Consider the following 17,054-nt stretch of genomic DNA (forward strand, 5'->3'; position numbering starts at 1 on the left):
TGCTGGAGTGAAGACTTTAATATCGTTAATTAATTCTTCATTTCCAGCGTTTTATAGTCTGCAAAACGCCCTCAGCACTAGCCATATCAATTTGAACTGCGTAAAATTACATCCATATTTTTTATCACTTGTCTAAAGTAGAGTAATCAAATGCAGCATCTAGATGAAATCGTTGCTAATGCGCAACAACAGATCGAAAACGCCGCTGATACCAATGAATTAGAAGAAATTCGTTTACAGTATCTTGGCAAAAAAGGCTTAATGACTGAACAAATGAAAGGCTTAGGCAAATTACCGCCTGCTGAAAAACCAGCCGCTGGACAAATGATCAATCAAGCGAAACAAGCAATTCAAGCTGTTTTAGTTGAACGTAAAAAAGGCATGGAAGAAGCTATTCTAAATGAAAAATTAGCGTCTGAAACTATCGATGTCACTTTACCTGGTCGCGGTTCAAAGCAAGGTAATATTCACCCTGTAACACGTACAACAGAGCGTATCGTTGAGTTTTTTAGTGAATTAGGTTTTGAAGTTAAAGACGGACCTGAAGTTGAAGATGGTTACCATAACTTTGATGCGTTAAACATTCCGCCTCATCATCCAGCACGTGCTGATCACGATACTTTCTACTTTAATCCTGACTTAGTATTACGTACACAAACCTCAGGTGTACAGATTCGTACCATGGAAAAGCAAGAGCCTCCGGTACGTATTATCTCTCCTGGACGTGTTTATCGTAACGACTACGATCAAACACACACACCAATGTTCCATCAGGTTGAAGGCTTGATGATTGCTGAAAACGTAAGTTTTGCGCAGCTTAAAGGTATTTTGAACGATTTCTTACATAATTTCTTTGAAGAAGATTTAGAAATCCGTTTCCGTCCATCTTACTTCCCATTTACTGAACCTTCTGCTGAAGTAGATGTAAAAGGTAAAAATGGTTGGTTAGAAGTGTTAGGTTGCGGCATGGTACATCCAACTGTATTAAAATCGATGGGAGTTGATCCTGAAAAATATTCAGGCTTTGCCTTTGGTATGGGTATCGAGCGTTTAACAATGCTGCGTTACGGCGTAAATGATTTACGTTCATTCTTTGAAAACGATCTTCGTTTCCTCAAGCAATTCAAATAAGGGTTAATAATAATGAAATTTAGTGAAGCTTGGTTACGCGAGTGGGTTAACCCAGAAATTACACGTGATGAATTAACACATCAAGTGACAATGGCCGGCCTTGAAGTTGACGATGTTGATCCTGTTGCTGGTGAGTTTAGTAAAGTACTTGTTGGTGAAGTCGTTGAATGTGGACCACATCCTGATGCAGATAAATTACAAGTCACTAAAATCAATATCGGTGAAGATGAATTAATCGATATCGTTTGTGGTGCTAAAAACTGTCGTTTAGGTTTAAAAGTGGCTGTTGCCGTTGTTGGTGCCGTATTACCGGGCGATTTTAAAATTAAAAAAGCAAAATTACGTGGCCAGCCATCATTTGGTATGTTGTGTAGTGAATCAGAGTTAGGTATGGCTGACAGTGCTGAAGGTATTATTGAATTACCTTTAGACGCACCTATCGGACAATGTGTTCGTGAATATTTACAACTTGATGATGTGATCATTGATGTTGACTTAACAGCCAACCGTGCTGATTGTTTAGGTATCGCAGGTCTTGCTCGTGAAGTGGCCGTATTAAATGGCATCGAAGCAACACCGGTAACTTGGAATAATGTTGATGTAACGATTGATGACCAAGTCGCTATTAATCTACAAGCGCCTGAAGCATGTCCTCGCTATCTTGGTCGTGTCATTAAAGGCATTAATCAAAATGCAACAACACCACTTTGGATGGTTGAAAAGCTACGTCGTTGTGGTGTGCGCAGTGTCGATGCCGTGGTTGATATTACTCAATACGTATTACTTGAGTTTGGTCATCCAATGCATGCATTTGATTTAACTAAACTAGAAGGTGGTATTGAAGTTCGCCTTGCTGAACAAAATGAAAAACTAACGCTTTTAGACGGTAAAGAAGTTAAATTAAACGCTGATACATTAGTGATTGCCGACCAATCTAAAGCACTTGCAATGGCGGGTATCTTTGGTGGCCAAGATTCTGGTGTTCAAGAAGGCTCAACAGATATTTTCTTAGAAAGTGCATTCTTTGCTCCTTTAGCGATTGCGGGTCGTGCACGTAGTTACGGTTTACATACTGACGCTTCACATCGTTATGAACGTGGTGTGGATCCTGTATTACAAGCAACTGCAATGGAACGTGCTACACAGCTGTTAGTTGAAATCTGTGGTGGTCAAGTTGGCCCAATTACAGAAGCTGTAAGTGAAGCCCATTTACCTAAGCAAGCTACAATTGAACTACGTCGTAATAAATTAGATCGTTTAATCGGTATTTCAATTGATTCAGATCGCGTTCAGAAAATATTAACGCAATTAGGTTGTGTTGTATCTGAAACGGCAGAAGGGTGGTCAGCTGTTGCACCTACTTATCGTTTTGATATGGAAATTGAAGAAGATTTAATCGAAGAAGTTGCTCGTGTATTTGGTTATAATAATATTCCAAACATTGCTCCTCAAGCCGCGTTAACAATGCCTGCGCATAATGAATCTCGTTTAAAATTATCTAAAATTCGCGATGTGCTAGTAAATCGTGAATATCAAGAAGCGATCACCTACAGTTTTGTTGACCCAGATAAGCAACTTAAACTACATCCTGAAGCGGATGCACTGATTTTGCCACATCCTATCTCTAAAGATATGTCGGCAATGCGTGTTAGTTTATGGACTGGTTTGTTAGAGAGCGTGTCTAAAAACCAAAAGCGCCAACAAAATCGTGTGCGTTTATTTGAAACGGGTTTGCGTTTTATTAAATATGAACAAGCTGAAAATGGTATTCGCCAACAAGCAATGCTTTCAGGTGTGATAATCGGTAACGTCAATGACGAGCACTGGGCGATTGAAACTCGTGGTGTTGATTTCTTTGATCTTAAAGCAGATTTGGAAGCCGTATTGGATTTAGCTGTTGATGATGCAAGTTTTGAATTTAAAGCAGAGAAACACAGTGCTTTACATCCAGGTCAATCTGCAACTATTTACCGTAATGGTATTAAAGTCGGATATATTGGTACTTTGCACCCAAGTTTGAAAAAAACTTTTGCTTTAAACGGCCAAGCAATTGTATTTGAAATAGAAGTTGATGCTATTTTAACCCGTCAATTACCTCAAGCTGGCGACATTTCTAAGTTCCCTGCAAACAACCGAGATCTCGCTTTTGTAGTCGATGATCAAGTAAATGCAGGTAAGGTCCTCAAATTTATAGAAAAAATTGGCGGATCTCAGCTAGTTAGCATAAACTTGTTTGACGTATACAAAGGATTGGGTGTTGAAGACGGTAAGAAAAGCTTAGCAATAGGCTTAATATTACAAGACGCGACACGTACTTTGGAAGAACAGGAGATTGCTGATAGTGTTAATTCAATAGTTGAAGCGGTTTCTACGGAATTTCATGCATCGTTGAGAGATTAATTTATGGCACTGACAAAAGCTGAGATAGCGGCACATTTATCGGAAGAAATCGGATTAAGCAAACGAGAAGCTAAAGAGTTTGTGGAATCATTTTTCGAAGAAATTAAATCAACTCTTGAAGCTGGTTCACCAGTTAAAATATCAGGCTTTGGTGGATTTGAGCTAAAAGATAAAGGGGAACGGCCAGGTCGTAATCCTAAAACTGGTGAGGACATACCTATAGAGGCCCGACGAGTTGTTACTTTTAAAGCGGGTCAGAAATTGAAAGAGTTAGTAGAAACAAGTCTTTCAGATAAGCCTAAAAAATAATTTATTCCCTTTTAAAGAAAGTCGCTTTGCGGCTTTTTTTTTGCCTCAAATTCGGTTGGAATATGAACTGAACCACAAACTTTTTCTGATATAACATTACAATCAATAATGACATTTTTGATACTTTATTGCCGCTTATCAAAAGTCAGGTTGTGAACAGTCAGATTGCATTGGGGCGTTAGTAAATAAGGCATTAATAAATAGAGCTCAGCTTTATGCTGTTGGGATTATGTTTTTGATTGAGGTTTAAAGTAGTGAGTAAATATAAAAAAATAGTAGTGTTAACAGGAGCGGGTATTTCTGCAGAATCAGGTATTGAAACGTTTCGTGCAAAAGATGGTTTGTGGGAAAAATATAAACTTGAAGACGTCGCGACTTTGGATGGTTATCAACGTGATCCTGAATTAGTATTAGATTTTTATAATAAACGACGTCAGAGTTTTTGTTTAGGAGAAAATAAACCTAATGCTGCACATTATGCGTTAGCGGAATTGGAACAAAAATTTGATGGGGACTTTTTACTTGTTACTCAAAATATAGATGATTTGCATGAACAGGCTGGATCAAAGAGCGTTATTCATATGCATGGCGAATTATTAAAAGTACGCTGTGCTAAAACTAATCAAGTCATTCCTTGGGCAGTGGATTTAACCAGCGATGATTTTTGTACCTGTTGTCAATACCCGTTACCTTTAAGGCCACATATTGTTTGGTTTGGTGAAATGCCTATAGGTCTAGATATTATTTATCATCACCTTGCGCAAGCCGATCTATTTATAGCAATTGGTACTTCTGGCACTGTCTATCCAGCAGCAGGATTTGTTGAAGAAGCGAAAAGTGCAGGAGCTGATTCTATTGAGGTTAATCTAGAGCGCAATGAGCACAGTCATTTCGATACCATACTAGAAGGTAAGGCTAGCCAATTAGTGCCTGAATTGGTTAAAAACCTATTAGCATAAAATTAATTACTGGTTTTATAGTGACTAAAAGCTAAATAGCCTGAAGGTTTGAAACTTTGAAGGGTGGATAAGGGCGAGTCAACATTCTTAACTCGTTAATAAGCAATCAAAGATTTATGTTTATATTGCTTGATCCGGTTTTTTTAAGTGCAAATTCAAAAGCTGGTTAACCACGAAGAGTGCAGAAGGATGAATCAAACCATAACCCTTTAACAAGTGATTAAAATTTACTTTTTAGCTTGATCCTCATTTTTAATCTTTTCTTCGTGTTCTCTGTGCAGCGGCTTCGTGGTTAATTGCTTTAAAATCAAAAGCTGATTAACCACGAAGAGTGCAGACGGATGAATCAAACCATAACCCTTTATCTCGTTAACAAGTGATTAAAATTTACTTTTTAGCTTGCTCCTCATTTTTAATCTTTTCTTCGTGTTCTCTGTGCAGCGGCTTCGTGGTTAATTACTTTAAAATAAAAAGTGAGTTAACCACGAAGGCTCGAACTGAAACCAAAAAACTGAAACAAAAAAACTTAAAAAATGATAATAAAATGGCTTAGTTTTTCCTTAGTAAGCTCTGTGTCGTGTCTTGATTTTGTCGTTAATTACTTTTTAAAATCAAAACTGACTAAGCACCAAGCATAGTAAAGAAGGCGTGTTTAAAAACTTACTAAGTAATCAATTCTAATTAATCTTGTTTAGTCTTGAATGTACTTGAAAAGCTAACAGAACTCCCTACAATGATCCGCTGTTAAGCAGCTGTTATTCAATTTAGGGAAGTTAGTGTGTTATGAATTCAAAATATTTTGTATTAGGTGGTGATATTAAAAAATCGCTGACCGAAGGGTATCGATTTGATCTGAAAAAATTGTTGCTAGATGCCCTTAAAATTACGCGTAAACATTTCTTTCCTTTGCTGACTGCTTGTTTATTTATCATGTTGGTTTCATTTGCTTTACTCAGCGTATTTCTTGATCAAACAACATCACTTGATGATCCTAAAACCATGATCCTTTTCTTTATTTTTGCCTTAATTGTCGTGCCTCCTTTGATGACCGGTATGCTGATGATGGGAGTACACCATTCAGTTGGATTAAAAACGAAATCTTTTCACTTGTTTAATTATTTTAATATCATCTTTAAATTATCGTTAGCCGCGATGATCATCAATTTGATGACCAATGGCGCTAGCATGTTCTTAGGGCAAGTCTTTGGCAGTGTTGGTTTTGTGCTATCTGTTATTGTGTTGCTGTATTTAAAAATGTCTTTCTGCTTGGTTTATCCTTTGATTGCCGAGAAAAAAGTATCACCAGTGATGGCTTTAAAACTCTCATTTAAGTTGGTTCATAAAAACATTGCTCAATTTACCCAACTATTAATTATTTTTTGTGTTCTTTTTATGATTGGTATTTTGACATCAGGCATTGGCTTATTATTCGTTATTCCATTTGCTATCAACGTGATGGGGATTGTTTATCGTCAAGTATGTGGTGTTAGCATATCGGTAACAGAAGCAACGGAAGGTCCAAAAGACAACGACAATAATGACGATGATAACCATCACTCAGGACCTAAAAACGGCGGCTTTGAAGCTTAACTCCCAATACAGAGAAGGAAGGTATAATGCGACGTTTAGTGCTCGCCATTTTATTGTCTAGCTTGACTTCACTGAGTCAAGCTTCAACTATTAAGCTTAATTATTCAGTGTTTTTTAGCTACATGAAAACCATGTATAAGCTTGACTATCCCTATGTCACTACCGCCTTTTATCTAATCGATAGAGAGGATAAAACGCTATGTACGATTACTAATGCAGAGATGGTGGTTGAGAATATTCGAGAGCCTATTTTGTTTGAATCAGCAGGTCGTTTGTTGCCTTTTTACTCTGATAAACATCGCAAAGACGGTGGCATGTTAGAAGTTGATATCGATGATAATAAAAAATTATCTAGTTGTGACTTACAAGTAACAGTGATGGTAAAAGAGAGTGAATTATTTAATTTAAACGAACAAAAACTCGCTACTATTAATGAACAATTAAAAGGGGTGATAAAGAAAAATGCAGGCATGATAGGAAAGTATTTTTTACCAACGTTTGCTGGTTTACGCCTGCAGTTTTTAGATCCAATTGCCGCATCCATGAATACTTCACTAAGTAGCAATGTTGAAAGTAACGATGTTAAATTTGCTGCTAATGGTGATCTATTACTTAACAAAGATGATTTTGCAAAAATTAAAGAAATAAATGAACTTAAACTTTCAGTGGTGCGTATAACCCCATGGATGTTAAATGACTGACTTTGTTAGCTTATCGCCATTGACGGGTTAATTGTGGCAGCCCAATTTAATTACTCTACTTATTGATATGGATATAGTTTAATTAACTAATGGTCATGTTTGAAATGATGATTTTGAAGCGGGTAATTAATTACAAGTTAATACCGCTAAAATACATTGCAAAACCACATTGCCAAACCAAGTACAATAAAAAATAAAATAGCAGCACTTAGGAGTGACTCTTGAAATTTACAGGTAAAAAAGCAATTCTTTTTGATTTAGATGGTACGTTAATTGACAGCGCACCGGATCTTGCATTAGCTATCAATCATATGTTAACAAGTATTGGTCGTGAACCTATCTCTGCAACTATTATTCGTTCTTGGGTAGGCAATGGAGCAAGTGTGCTAGTGCAAAGAGGTCTTTCTGGACAAGCGCAGATAGCCGATGATCTTGACTCTGATTTATTAGCAAAAGCTTTAGCTATTTTTCTTGAGTTTTATGCTCAAAACTTATGTATAGATACGGTCACTTACCCACATGTACGTTCAACATTAAAAATATTAAAAGCGAAGGGTTATCAGCTTGCTATTGTAACCAACAAACCTTTTGATTTTATACAACCTATCCTTGATGGTTTAGAATTAAATGGTTTATTTGAGCTTTTAATTGGTGGCGATACACTAGAAAAGCGTAAACCTGATCCACTGCCTTTGCATTACAGTTGCGAAAAATTAGGTGTTACTGTTGATCAGTGTGTGATGATTGGTGATTCTAAAAATGATATTTTAGCAGCCAATGCAGCCAACATGCAGAGTATTGGTTTAAGTTATGGTTATAACTATGGCGAAGATATCAACGAACACAATCCAGATATCAGTTTTGATGACTTTGCGGACATCATTGCTACTTTCTCAGATGTTAATCAATATGAATTAACAGAGTAAATAGAGCTTCAGTTAATTTTTGATAAAATCTAACCATATTATTTTATATATGGGATGACTTAACGTAAATATAAACGGTTTTAAAATGACTAAGAACGAAATGTCAGATAAAAAAATTGCCATTATCGGTGGTGGTATTGCTGGAGCTTCAATTGCACTTTATTTAAGTGAAATAGGTTTACAAGTTGATTTATTTGAAAAGGGGACGAGTTTAGTAAATGGACCTCCTATTTGTCATCTTCATGCTGGTGGCAATCTATATAGAGAAATTTCAGAAGATCAATGTGTGACGCTATTAAAAGAGTCTATAGAAGCACTGCGCTTATATCCTGACTCGGTCGATTATCGCCCAACAGTGATTGCGATTCCTGAGCAAGATCCAGGACAACCATCAGAACTTTTACCTCGTCTAAAGCGATTGCAAAGTGAATACCAAAATCTAATTGATGAAGATACTGATAATCAAGTATTGGGCAAAGCCAGTGACTATTATCAACTATTTGAGTTGGAAGAATTACAACAGTTAGCGTTACTCGATGAGCATCAAGTACCTAGTACTGCACTACAATGGATGATTCCATTTGCTAAGCATGTTGACCTGTCTTTATTAAAGTTTCCTGTTGTTTTAGTCCAAGAATTTGGTTGGAATGTTTTTCGCTTAGGCGCAACAGCTGCGCTTTCTTTAGAAAAGAACACACACTGTCAGGTCCACCTAAATGCTAAAATTACAAAAATTGAACAAACTGTTGATAAGAAATGGCAGCTAAGCTGTGATGAGAGTGGTCAAAATACCCAACAGAAATTTGATTATTTAATTAATGCAGCTGGCTTCAAAACCGGTGAAATTGATGATTTAGCAGGTTTTCATCGTCAACGTTTAGTCGAGTTCAAAGCTGCCTATGTCACCAAATGGCAGGGTACAGGAGGGCTATGGCCTGAGGTTATTTTTCATGGTCAACGTGGTACGCCTGAGGGGATGGCACAGTTTACACCCTATGCTGAAAATTTAGTGCAGTTACATGGTATGACAGAACAAATTACATTATTTGATAATGGCCTGGTTGCTAGCGCTGGAAATAGTTCTCAACCTCAGCTAGATGAGCAGTTTCTTCGCAAAATAGATAAAGGTTGGTTAGCCCAAGAGGTTGCAGAACGTGGACAACGCGCAATAGCACACTTGGCTCGTTATATTCCTGCTTTTAAAGAAGCGAGCGTAGAGGGTAAACCACTATTTGGAGCACAACAAATACCCGGTGAGGACGCTTCCCTGCGCGCCGCTGGTGTATCTTTTGAAGATGATAATTATGCACGTTGTGAAATAGTCAAAGCCTCATCTGTATTAACTAGCGCCGATGCGTTAACTGAAAAATTGGCGGAATTGGGTTTCGTTGATAAAAGCTTAGTGGGAGCACGTTCGTTTCCAGTGACGCGTTCTATCACTGATCAACAAGTAACCGAACGTTCTGAGTGTTACACGCAGCAACGCGGTTATCCGCTGGCTTTAGCGCATAGAACAGTCAAACAGCCATGATTGATCCATTTTACCTAACGCTTAAATAGACCATTTATTTATCCAGATTGGTATTACGAGTAGTGAGTATAAATAGGGGGATAATCCCCCTATTTATCATTAAATAATAAACACAGTTGTTTTGTGCTGTAAATTTGAAACACACGATTCATTTACCTTGTGGTCTCATTTGGTCTAAACTTCAAAATCCAATTCGCAGTACTTATCAATAATCTACCACGTTTACCAACGCCTCATTAAAAAGCATGTTCACCCATCATCGGAGCGGTTTGATTACTACTAAACAAGCTAGCATGTAAGCGCAACGCATGATTATCCGTTAAGCTAGAAATATAATCTGCAATGACTCGTTGCTCTCGAGACTCATCTCCATTTTGAGCTTTCCATAATTGCTTAGCACCCTCCGGTAGAAAACGTAAGGGGCCTGCTTTAAAGGCCTCAAATAACTCCATCACGATTTGCTGTCCACGGTATTCTAATATTTGCAAATCAGGGCTTTTAATCACGTAGTTTAAAACAAAGCCTTTCAGTATTTCTAACGCTTTAAACATCGCTGGATCTAAGTAGGCATTATAAGCTAATAGAGGATCGACAAATTGCTTATTAACACGTTGAATACTGATTGATGTGATCAGTGAATTTACTAGGGCACCAATCGCATCTTTGCGTTTAAAGTGCTGTAAGGAGAATAGGTTATCCGTGATCTCTTGTAGGTTATCACTTAGGCAAAAGTGCTCAATTGATGCTAACTGATTCAATACTTTTTCTTGCCATAGTGCTTTATTAATAATGCCCATTGCAATTGCATCTTCAAGGTCATGCACACCATATGCAATATCATCTGCTATTTCCATTATTGAACAATCTAAGGATTTATATTTAGATTTAAGATGAAATTTTGAATCTACAACCGGCGTTCTTTTACTGCCAAATAACAGTCGGTCACCTGCACATAAAGGAGAAAGAACCGCTTCTAATAGTGCTTTATCGTGATCATAAATACCTTTCGCTGGCATCCATTCTTCAGTTTTTAATTGACGAAAGTTACGACTATTATCCACTGGGTATGACGTACTAATTTCACTCAAGCAAACGGGATACTTTAATAGACCTAATAAACTGCGGCGAGTCAAATTCATGCCATTATCCTCAGTGTATTGTTCAAGTTGCGTTAATATTCTAAAAGTTTGACCGTTACCTTCAAATCCACCGTGTTTAATCATCATATAATTAAGCGCGGTTTCTCCGCCATGCCCAAAGGGAGGGTGTCCAATATCATGACTTAAACAGATAGTTTCGATTAAGTTATTACCAGGCAAAATATATTCAAACTGCGGTTGAATAATTTTTAAATTAGCAACAATACCTGTGCCTATTTGTGCCACTTCCAAGGAGTGCGTTAAGCGAGTACGATAAAAGTCGCTGAGACCATTATTATGAATTTGGGTTTTAGATTGTAAGCGACGAAAAGCAGCAGAATGCAACACTCGTGCTTTATCTCGTTGGAAAGGAGTACGTTGATCTAAACGTCTTTTTTTATTAGGTTCTTCCACTAAACGTTCAAGCCACTGTTCGGCGACGGTTAATGTTGAATTCGAATGGTCAGTCATAGCATCAAGTTTATTTGAAATGTTATTGTTATCTATTGCTGTATTTTTTTCTAAACTCATATTCCCACCATTGTTTGCTAAGCACACAAAAAGTGTAACGTGTTTTTATGCTGAAAAATACCATTAAGTTAGTAGGCTGTAACAGAAAATCTAAAAGGACTGGATAGGCTTATGGTCAGTTTAGATGGTCAAATTATCTAGTGAAATGCTATTGAGCAGTCAATATATTTTTGATCGGAATAGAAAGTGACTATAAAAAGCAATATAAAAAAGAGCAACGAAATTTTCTGTTGCTCTTTTTAATGTTTCAATAAGCTAAGCGTTTGAATTTATTGTTATATTACTGACGAATACCTTCTAAAACGATATCTAAATCAACGTAAGTTGATGCGCCTTTCACATTCATACCAAAATCAGCTAACTCTAAGCGTGTTGTACCTTCTAAACCCGCACGGTAATTACCCCATGGATCATCGCCTTGCCCGATCACTTTAGCATCAACAACAACCGGTTTAGTCACTCCATGGAATGTCATATCTCCAGTAATTGCTAGACCGCCATCGGCTGTTTCAGCAACGCTTGTACTAACAAATTTTGCCGTAGAGAATTTACCCGCGTTAATGTAGTCATCACTTTTAAGATGCTTATCACGCTCTGCATGATTTGTATCTAAGCTAGTTGTATCAAGGTTAATAGAGACTTTAGACGCAGCTACATTTTTGTCATCGTAGCTGAACTGTCCTTCAAATTTATTAAAGCGTCCTTGAATAAAGCTGTAACCTAAATGACTAACTTTAAAGTTAACGAAAGCATGGGTTGTATCTACTTTATAATCTGCTGCGATTGCGCTCATTGGTAAAGCCATTGCTGCGCTTAAAACTGACGCGATGAGTACTTTTTTCATGGTGTTTTCCTTGTTGAGTATATTTAACGTAGAACTGGGTTGAAATAACTAAAGCATTTTTTTCAGTGTATTATCTTTATCAATGAAATGGTGTTTCAAAGCAGCAAGAGCATGTAAGCCTGATAAACCGATTAATATATAAGCTGCATATTCATGGACTTGCCCTGCAAGATCTTCTTGGTTTTCAATAAATGAGCCTAATCCAGGTACTTCGATCCAATTAAAAATAGCAATACCACGTCCATCTGCTGTCGATATTAAATAGCCAGATAAAAACATGGTGAATAACAAAATATAAATAAGGTAATGTGCGTAGGTTGCTGCTTTTTTTTCAAAAGCTGAGCCTTCAATGCTAGGGGCATTCGATACTAGCTTCCATATCAATCTCCCTAAGGTGATCACCACAAAACATAAACCAAATGATTTATGCCAATGTGGTGCCGTTTGATACCATTCACTATAATAGCTAAGGTCGACCATCCAGTAACCTGCTGCAAATAATCCAATGACCATAATGGCTGAAAACCAATGTAATAGCTTGGCTAGTTTATTGTATGTTACGAGTGAGCTGCTCATTTTAAAACCTTGTCTATAAAATTAATTATTGAGAGTAGTTAACCTTGGGTTAAGAAAAGGTTAAGAATAATACTATCTCCGGCAATCATTTGCCTTCCTTATTACTAAAGAACTGATTTTTGACTTATAAATTTCATTAATAGAACAATTAGTTATTTTAATCTATACGGTGATTTTGTCGCGACACAATATTTGTGTTAACTATGTGATCAATTTGAGTTAAATAATGGTTAAGGAAATTTAATTGCTTTGCCTGATTCTAACCACGTAGGGTATTTTTTCATGCAAGCATTGAATAAATCACTATCCATTAAACCTGCTAACCATTTTTTGACTTGCGGATATGGACTTTGTTCAAACCAAGTTTTATCAACACTAGCAAATTGCCTAATAAAAGGAAAAATAGCCATATCGGCAAGCGTCATATGTTCAGCAAATAGATATGATTGTCGGTTTAAGCGCTGCTCTAATTCCATGATAAAATCTTCTGCTTGTTCGCGGTAATAAGCTTCGCTTTGCTCTGGGTGCCTATCGGCATATTTATATTTATCTAACCATGGTTTAAATTCATAATCGCTGCTATCGATTAACATTAGCATCTGCGGTAATTGATCCGTTAACCAATGTTCAGGGTCATGCTTAGAGAGTGCCCAGACCATGATCTCCAAACTTTCAATTAAAACTTGTTGCTCATTGAGCTGTAAAACTGGGATAGTTTTATTTGGAGAAATAGCCAGTAGGGCTGGTGGCTTATGTTTTAATACTATTTCTCTTAATTGTACTTTTTGCTCACTGACTGCAATCGCTAATCGTGCCCGCATTGCATAAGGACAGCGACGAAATGAATATAAAATTGGGACCATAAGTGCTCTCTTCAAAAAAGTGATGATTGATTGTGGCAAATTACGATCATAAGTGCATGTTAAATATTTCTTAAATGAGGGTTAAATAGGTGTTGAAGTAGTTGATGTTTGTATTTTACTTTCGTTCTTAACAAGAAGGTGCAAATATCTGGACCCCAAGTTATGCTGTCAGTGATTTTATTATTAGTAAACCGCTAAAATTAATGATTGTGTTTGTGGCTATGTTGAGGACTTTGACTGATATCAGATTGATGAGTCTGCTGTTTAGCCTCGGCTTGTTGTTTTTTCTCACTATTCGCTTGCTGAATTATTTGTTTCGCTGAGCTTAAAAATAACGTTGCTAAAAAGGCTGCAACGATTAAGTCAGGTAATGCACTTTCCGTGACCCATACGCCAGAGGCAGCAACTAATACGACTAAATTACCAATCGCATCGTTGCGACTACATAACCAAACAGAGCGTATGTTGGCATCCCCATCTTTATATTTCATGAGTAATAAAACACTGACCACATTAGCGATAAAAGCGAGAATAGCGATGCTGCCCATGATGGTTGCATCGGGGGTTTCTATGAACCAAAATTTGTAAAGTGTGGATGATAATACCCAAATAGCCATGGCTAATAAGCTAACACCTTTTAACCATGCGACACGGCTACGTAAAGATAATGATTTACCGATCACCCATAAGCTAATACCGTAGGTAAGCGTATCACCTAAAAAATCCAAGGCATCGGCCTGTAATGCTTGAGAGTTTGATTTCACTCCCGCAAACATTTCCACAAAAAACATGATTGCATTGATCAGAATCACTGCCACTAATATTCGTTTATAGACAGGATCCATACCTGTAAAATCTGCCTTATGATTGCAACATCCTGCCATAAAATATACCTTATAGATTGTAAAATGATTATATGAATATAATATATAAGCTCTAGTAACTAGAGGTTCAAGTATTTTATTTAATTATTTTAAAATATATAGGCATCACATGATTTATACTATTGGACAATTAAGTAAAAAAACACAATGTAAAATACCTACCATTCGTTATTACGAAGAGATTGGGTTATTAGATAAAGCATTGCGCAGTGCTGGTAATCAACGGCAATATACAAGCTCACAATGCCAACGATTACATTTCATTCGCCACAGTCGTGCATTAGGCTTTAGTTTAGATGAAATTAGAGATCTACTGAACCTGAATGAATGTCATCAAGCTGATAAAGTAGCGATGAAACATTTAGCAGATGTACGTAATAAAATAAAAAAATTACAGCATCTAGAACAAGAATTATTAATGATGATTAATGACTGCCAGAACTCGATATCAGAAGATTGTCTAGTGTTAAAAAAATTGAATAGTATCGCAATAGAGGATGACGCAGACTTATAACTAGAAATGATCTACTCAGCCATTTAAATATTTGCTAAGTAACTGCTAAAAATATAAATTCTTAATTCAATATAAATACAGAGAATACAAATGAAAAAACCGCAACGTGATATTACCCTTCGATTTTTAGCTGAGACACAAGATGTTAACTTTGGAGGCAAAGTTCACGGTGGTGCTGTTATGAAATGGATCGATTTAGCTGCTTATGCCTGTGCTGCAGGGTGGAGTGGACGTTATTGTGTTACTGCTTATGCTGGCGGCATTCGTTTTGTTGCGCCAATTCATGTGGGGAGTTTGGTTGAAGTACTTGCAAAAGTCATTTATACCGGTAAATCATCCATGCACATTGCCTTAGAAGTGAATGCTTGTGATCCAAAATCACTGAATAAACGCACCACTACACATTGTATCGTGATTATGGTGGCTGTTGATCAAAATGGTCAATCAGAGCAAGTGCCACAATGGATACCGGAAACAGAAGCTGATATTAAACAACATGATACAGCAATGAAACTAATGGATATGCGTAAACAAATTGGCGAAGAAATGCAAATTTTTGTTGAGTAATCAATTGCTTTAAAGGTAATGAGCCAATTAAAATCCTTAGGTTAAATTTAGTTGGCTTATTACTTATTGCAAGTTTTGGTGGTAAAGATACTGAAATGAGAATGGTTAACAAATATTCGTTGTTTATGTGTAAATGTCATTAATAATTACTGCCTGTTTTATCATCGATAAATAAGCTTAGATGGAATGAATAGGGTTTGTAAGACGAACTATAAAATGATGAGTATAAAAAATGAAATTAGTATTCAGTAATGAAAACCACTTTATTGTTAATAATGTCAAAAACTTAATTGAAGCTCAATCGATCCAAGTATTTATCAAAAATGAATTTGCACAGGGGGCCTTAGGTGAGACTGCTGTATTTGATTGTTGGCCGGAAATTTGGGTGTATGATGATGCCGATTTTGAACAAGCAGAAGCTATTGCAAATGACGCACAGTCTAAAAAATCAGGTGCTGATTGGATTTGTACAAAATGTAAAGAAACCAATGCGTCTTCTTTTGAAATTTGTTGGTATTGTCATTATGATAAAAGCCATTAAAGTAAATATTCAATGAATTTTTCAAGTGGCTGTTTTATAGATTATTTATTTGTAAATAATCGCTTTATAAGTCACCGCTCTACAAACAACTATTTCGAAAAATGACGATGCTAAATACAACCATTCCACAAGTTATCAAGCTAAACTGGCAACAAACAATCCCCGTTCGCCATCAGGTCCTTTGGCCTAACGAAGCACCTGAATTTTGTCAGGTAGAAAGTGATGCTGAAGCATTACATTTCGGCGTGATCTTAAATGAGAAGATAATTTGTGTAGCCTCACTTTACCTTGAAAAAAATACAGCGCGATTGAGGAAATTTGCAACGCTTGAACATTACCAAGGGAGGGGGATCGGCTCATTAATGTTAAATCACCTGATTGATGCATTAAAAATGCTTGATATAAACTATTTATGGTTTGACGCAAGAGCCTCTGCATTACCCTTTTATCAGCGTTTTGGTTGTACCCAAAGTGGTGATATTTTCTATAAAAACACAGTACCGTATTACAAAATGCATATTCATCTTTAAGATAAATTTTGCTCGTCAATTGTAAGCTCTCGCACGCATATCATGTGTAATTGACTTATATATCTATTTATTGTGCTAAAAATGTCATCAAGCGGCATGATGGCAATATCAATGAACTTAATCGTGCTTTTGTCTATTCACTTCTTCTTTTTATATTAATGAGCATTCTTGCCTATGGAATCGCTGGGATTTCAAGATCACCACGTTGGGTCGAATATGGTGCATAAGTGCTAGCCATGGTGGTGGGGAACTCAGCTGAGTTATTAGGTTTTAAACATCAATCTATGTTGCATTTATCAGGTACTGCTACTTTGTTAGGCTCTGGCATAATTAGTTCAGTATTTTATGATTTTATGTTCTGCAATTATTATTCTGAGTTTTATTGCTGGCTCGGCTATTTCTGGCTACTTTCTTACGTGGCCGTGCATTAATTTTAGGTCGACATTATAGTGGATTACCGGTCTTAAAAGCGGCTTTTCTTTTAGTCGGTGCAGTTTATAGTAGGTGCAGTTTATTTT

General features: G+C 36.7%; 17 protein-coding genes. 12 read left to right on the forward strand and 5 right to left on the reverse strand.

The annotated features are described in order from the left end of the window. Positions 1-150: 150 nt before the first annotated feature. The 8 genes from pheS (at position 151) to H5084_RS03980 (ending at position 9,547) form a co-directional block, all read left to right on the forward strand. Positions 151-1,131, forward strand: coding sequence for a phenylalanine--tRNA ligase subunit alpha (pheS, locus tag H5084_RS03945; RefSeq protein ID WP_028870014.1), 981 nt, complete (start codon positions 151-153; stop codon positions 1,129-1,131). A gap of 12 nt (positions 1,132-1,143) precedes the next feature. Continuing rightward, positions 1,144-3,531: a phenylalanine--tRNA ligase subunit beta gene (pheT, locus tag H5084_RS03950; RefSeq protein ID WP_182689597.1), complete on the forward strand. Its 2,388-nt coding sequence runs from the start codon at positions 1,144-1,146 to the stop codon at positions 3,529-3,531. Positions 3,532-3,534: 3 nt separating this feature from the next. Then, complete coding sequence (locus H5084_RS03955) at positions 3,535-3,840, forward strand: integration host factor subunit alpha (RefSeq protein ID WP_028870016.1); 306 nt, start codon at positions 3,535-3,537, stop codon at positions 3,838-3,840. 254 nt (positions 3,841-4,094) lie between these two features. Next, positions 4,095-4,799: a Sir2 family NAD+-dependent deacetylase gene (gene cobB / locus H5084_RS03960; protein ID WP_310735732.1), complete on the forward strand. Its 705-nt coding sequence runs from the start codon at positions 4,095-4,097 to the stop codon at positions 4,797-4,799. Positions 4,800-5,582: 783 nt separating this feature from the next. Next, entirely contained in the window at positions 5,583-6,389 is an 807-nt protein-coding gene (locus tag H5084_RS03965) for a hypothetical protein (protein ID WP_182689599.1), read from the forward strand. A 26-nt stretch (positions 6,390-6,415) separates the two neighbouring features. Beyond that, positions 6,416-7,090: a DUF2987 domain-containing protein gene (locus tag H5084_RS03970; RefSeq protein WP_182689600.1), complete on the forward strand. Its 675-nt coding sequence runs from the start codon at positions 6,416-6,418 to the stop codon at positions 7,088-7,090. A 221-nt stretch (positions 7,091-7,311) separates the two neighbouring features. Continuing rightward, positions 7,312-8,016 (forward strand): phosphoglycolate phosphatase, encoded by a 705-nt coding sequence (locus H5084_RS03975; protein WP_182689601.1) that lies wholly within the window; start codon positions 7,312-7,314, stop codon positions 8,014-8,016. Between the two features lie 85 nt (positions 8,017-8,101). Continuing rightward, on the forward strand, positions 8,102-9,547 hold the full coding sequence (locus H5084_RS03980; protein WP_182689602.1) for an FAD-dependent oxidoreductase: 1,446 nt from the start codon (positions 8,102-8,104) through the stop codon (positions 9,545-9,547). 236 nt (positions 9,548-9,783) lie between these two features. On the opposite strand, the gene H5084_RS03985 is transcribed toward H5084_RS03980, so the two are convergent. The 5 genes from H5084_RS03985 to H5084_RS04005 form a co-directional block, all read right to left on the reverse strand. After that, positions 9,784-11,157 carry an anti-phage deoxyguanosine triphosphatase gene (locus H5084_RS03985; RefSeq protein WP_182689645.1) on the reverse strand — a complete coding sequence of 458 codons (1,374 nt, stop codon included), beginning with the start codon at positions 11,155-11,157 and terminating at the stop codon, positions 9,784-9,786. A gap of 340 nt (positions 11,158-11,497) precedes the next feature. Then, positions 11,498-12,061 (reverse strand): YceI family protein, encoded by a 564-nt coding sequence (locus H5084_RS03990; RefSeq protein ID WP_028870023.1) that lies wholly within the window; start codon positions 12,059-12,061, stop codon positions 11,498-11,500. 48 nt (positions 12,062-12,109) lie between these two features. After that, on the reverse strand, positions 12,110-12,637 hold the full coding sequence (locus H5084_RS03995) for a cytochrome b (RefSeq protein WP_182689603.1): 528 nt from the start codon (positions 12,635-12,637) through the stop codon (positions 12,110-12,112). A gap of 230 nt (positions 12,638-12,867) precedes the next feature. Continuing rightward, positions 12,868-13,500, reverse strand: a complete 633-nt coding sequence (locus H5084_RS04000; protein WP_182689604.1) for a glutathione S-transferase — start codon at positions 13,498-13,500, stop codon at positions 12,868-12,870. A gap of 200 nt (positions 13,501-13,700) precedes the next feature. After that, a complete protein-coding gene (locus H5084_RS04005; protein WP_182689605.1) occupies positions 13,701-14,384 on the reverse strand; it encodes a cation transporter in 684 nt (227 codons plus the stop codon). Positions 14,385-14,493: 109 nt separating this feature from the next. Between H5084_RS04005 and H5084_RS04010 the strand changes: the two genes are divergently transcribed. The 4 genes from H5084_RS04010 (at position 14,494) to H5084_RS04025 (ending at position 16,536) form a co-directional block, all read left to right on the forward strand. After that, a complete protein-coding gene (locus H5084_RS04010) occupies positions 14,494-14,898 on the forward strand; it encodes a helix-turn-helix domain-containing protein (RefSeq protein WP_182689606.1) in 405 nt (134 codons plus the stop codon). A 90-nt stretch (positions 14,899-14,988) separates the two neighbouring features. Further along, positions 14,989-15,465, forward strand: a complete 477-nt coding sequence (locus tag H5084_RS04015) for an acyl-CoA thioesterase (protein WP_028870027.1) — start codon at positions 14,989-14,991, stop codon at positions 15,463-15,465. 232 nt (positions 15,466-15,697) lie between these two features. Further along, positions 15,698-16,006: a DUF2007 domain-containing protein gene (locus tag H5084_RS04020; RefSeq protein ID WP_182689607.1), complete on the forward strand. Its 309-nt coding sequence runs from the start codon at positions 15,698-15,700 to the stop codon at positions 16,004-16,006. Positions 16,007-16,113: 107 nt separating this feature from the next. Then, the gene (locus H5084_RS04025) at positions 16,114-16,536 is read left to right on the forward strand and encodes a GNAT family N-acetyltransferase (protein WP_182689608.1); all 423 of its coding nucleotides are present in this window, start codon (positions 16,114-16,116) and stop codon (positions 16,534-16,536) included. Positions 16,537-17,054 lie beyond the last annotated feature (518 nt).

It is taken from the genome of Psychromonas sp. SR45-3 (genome assembly GCF_014163575.1).
In the GTDB taxonomy this organism is placed as follows: Bacteria; Pseudomonadota; Gammaproteobacteria; order Enterobacterales; family Psychromonadaceae; genus Psychromonas; species Psychromonas arctica.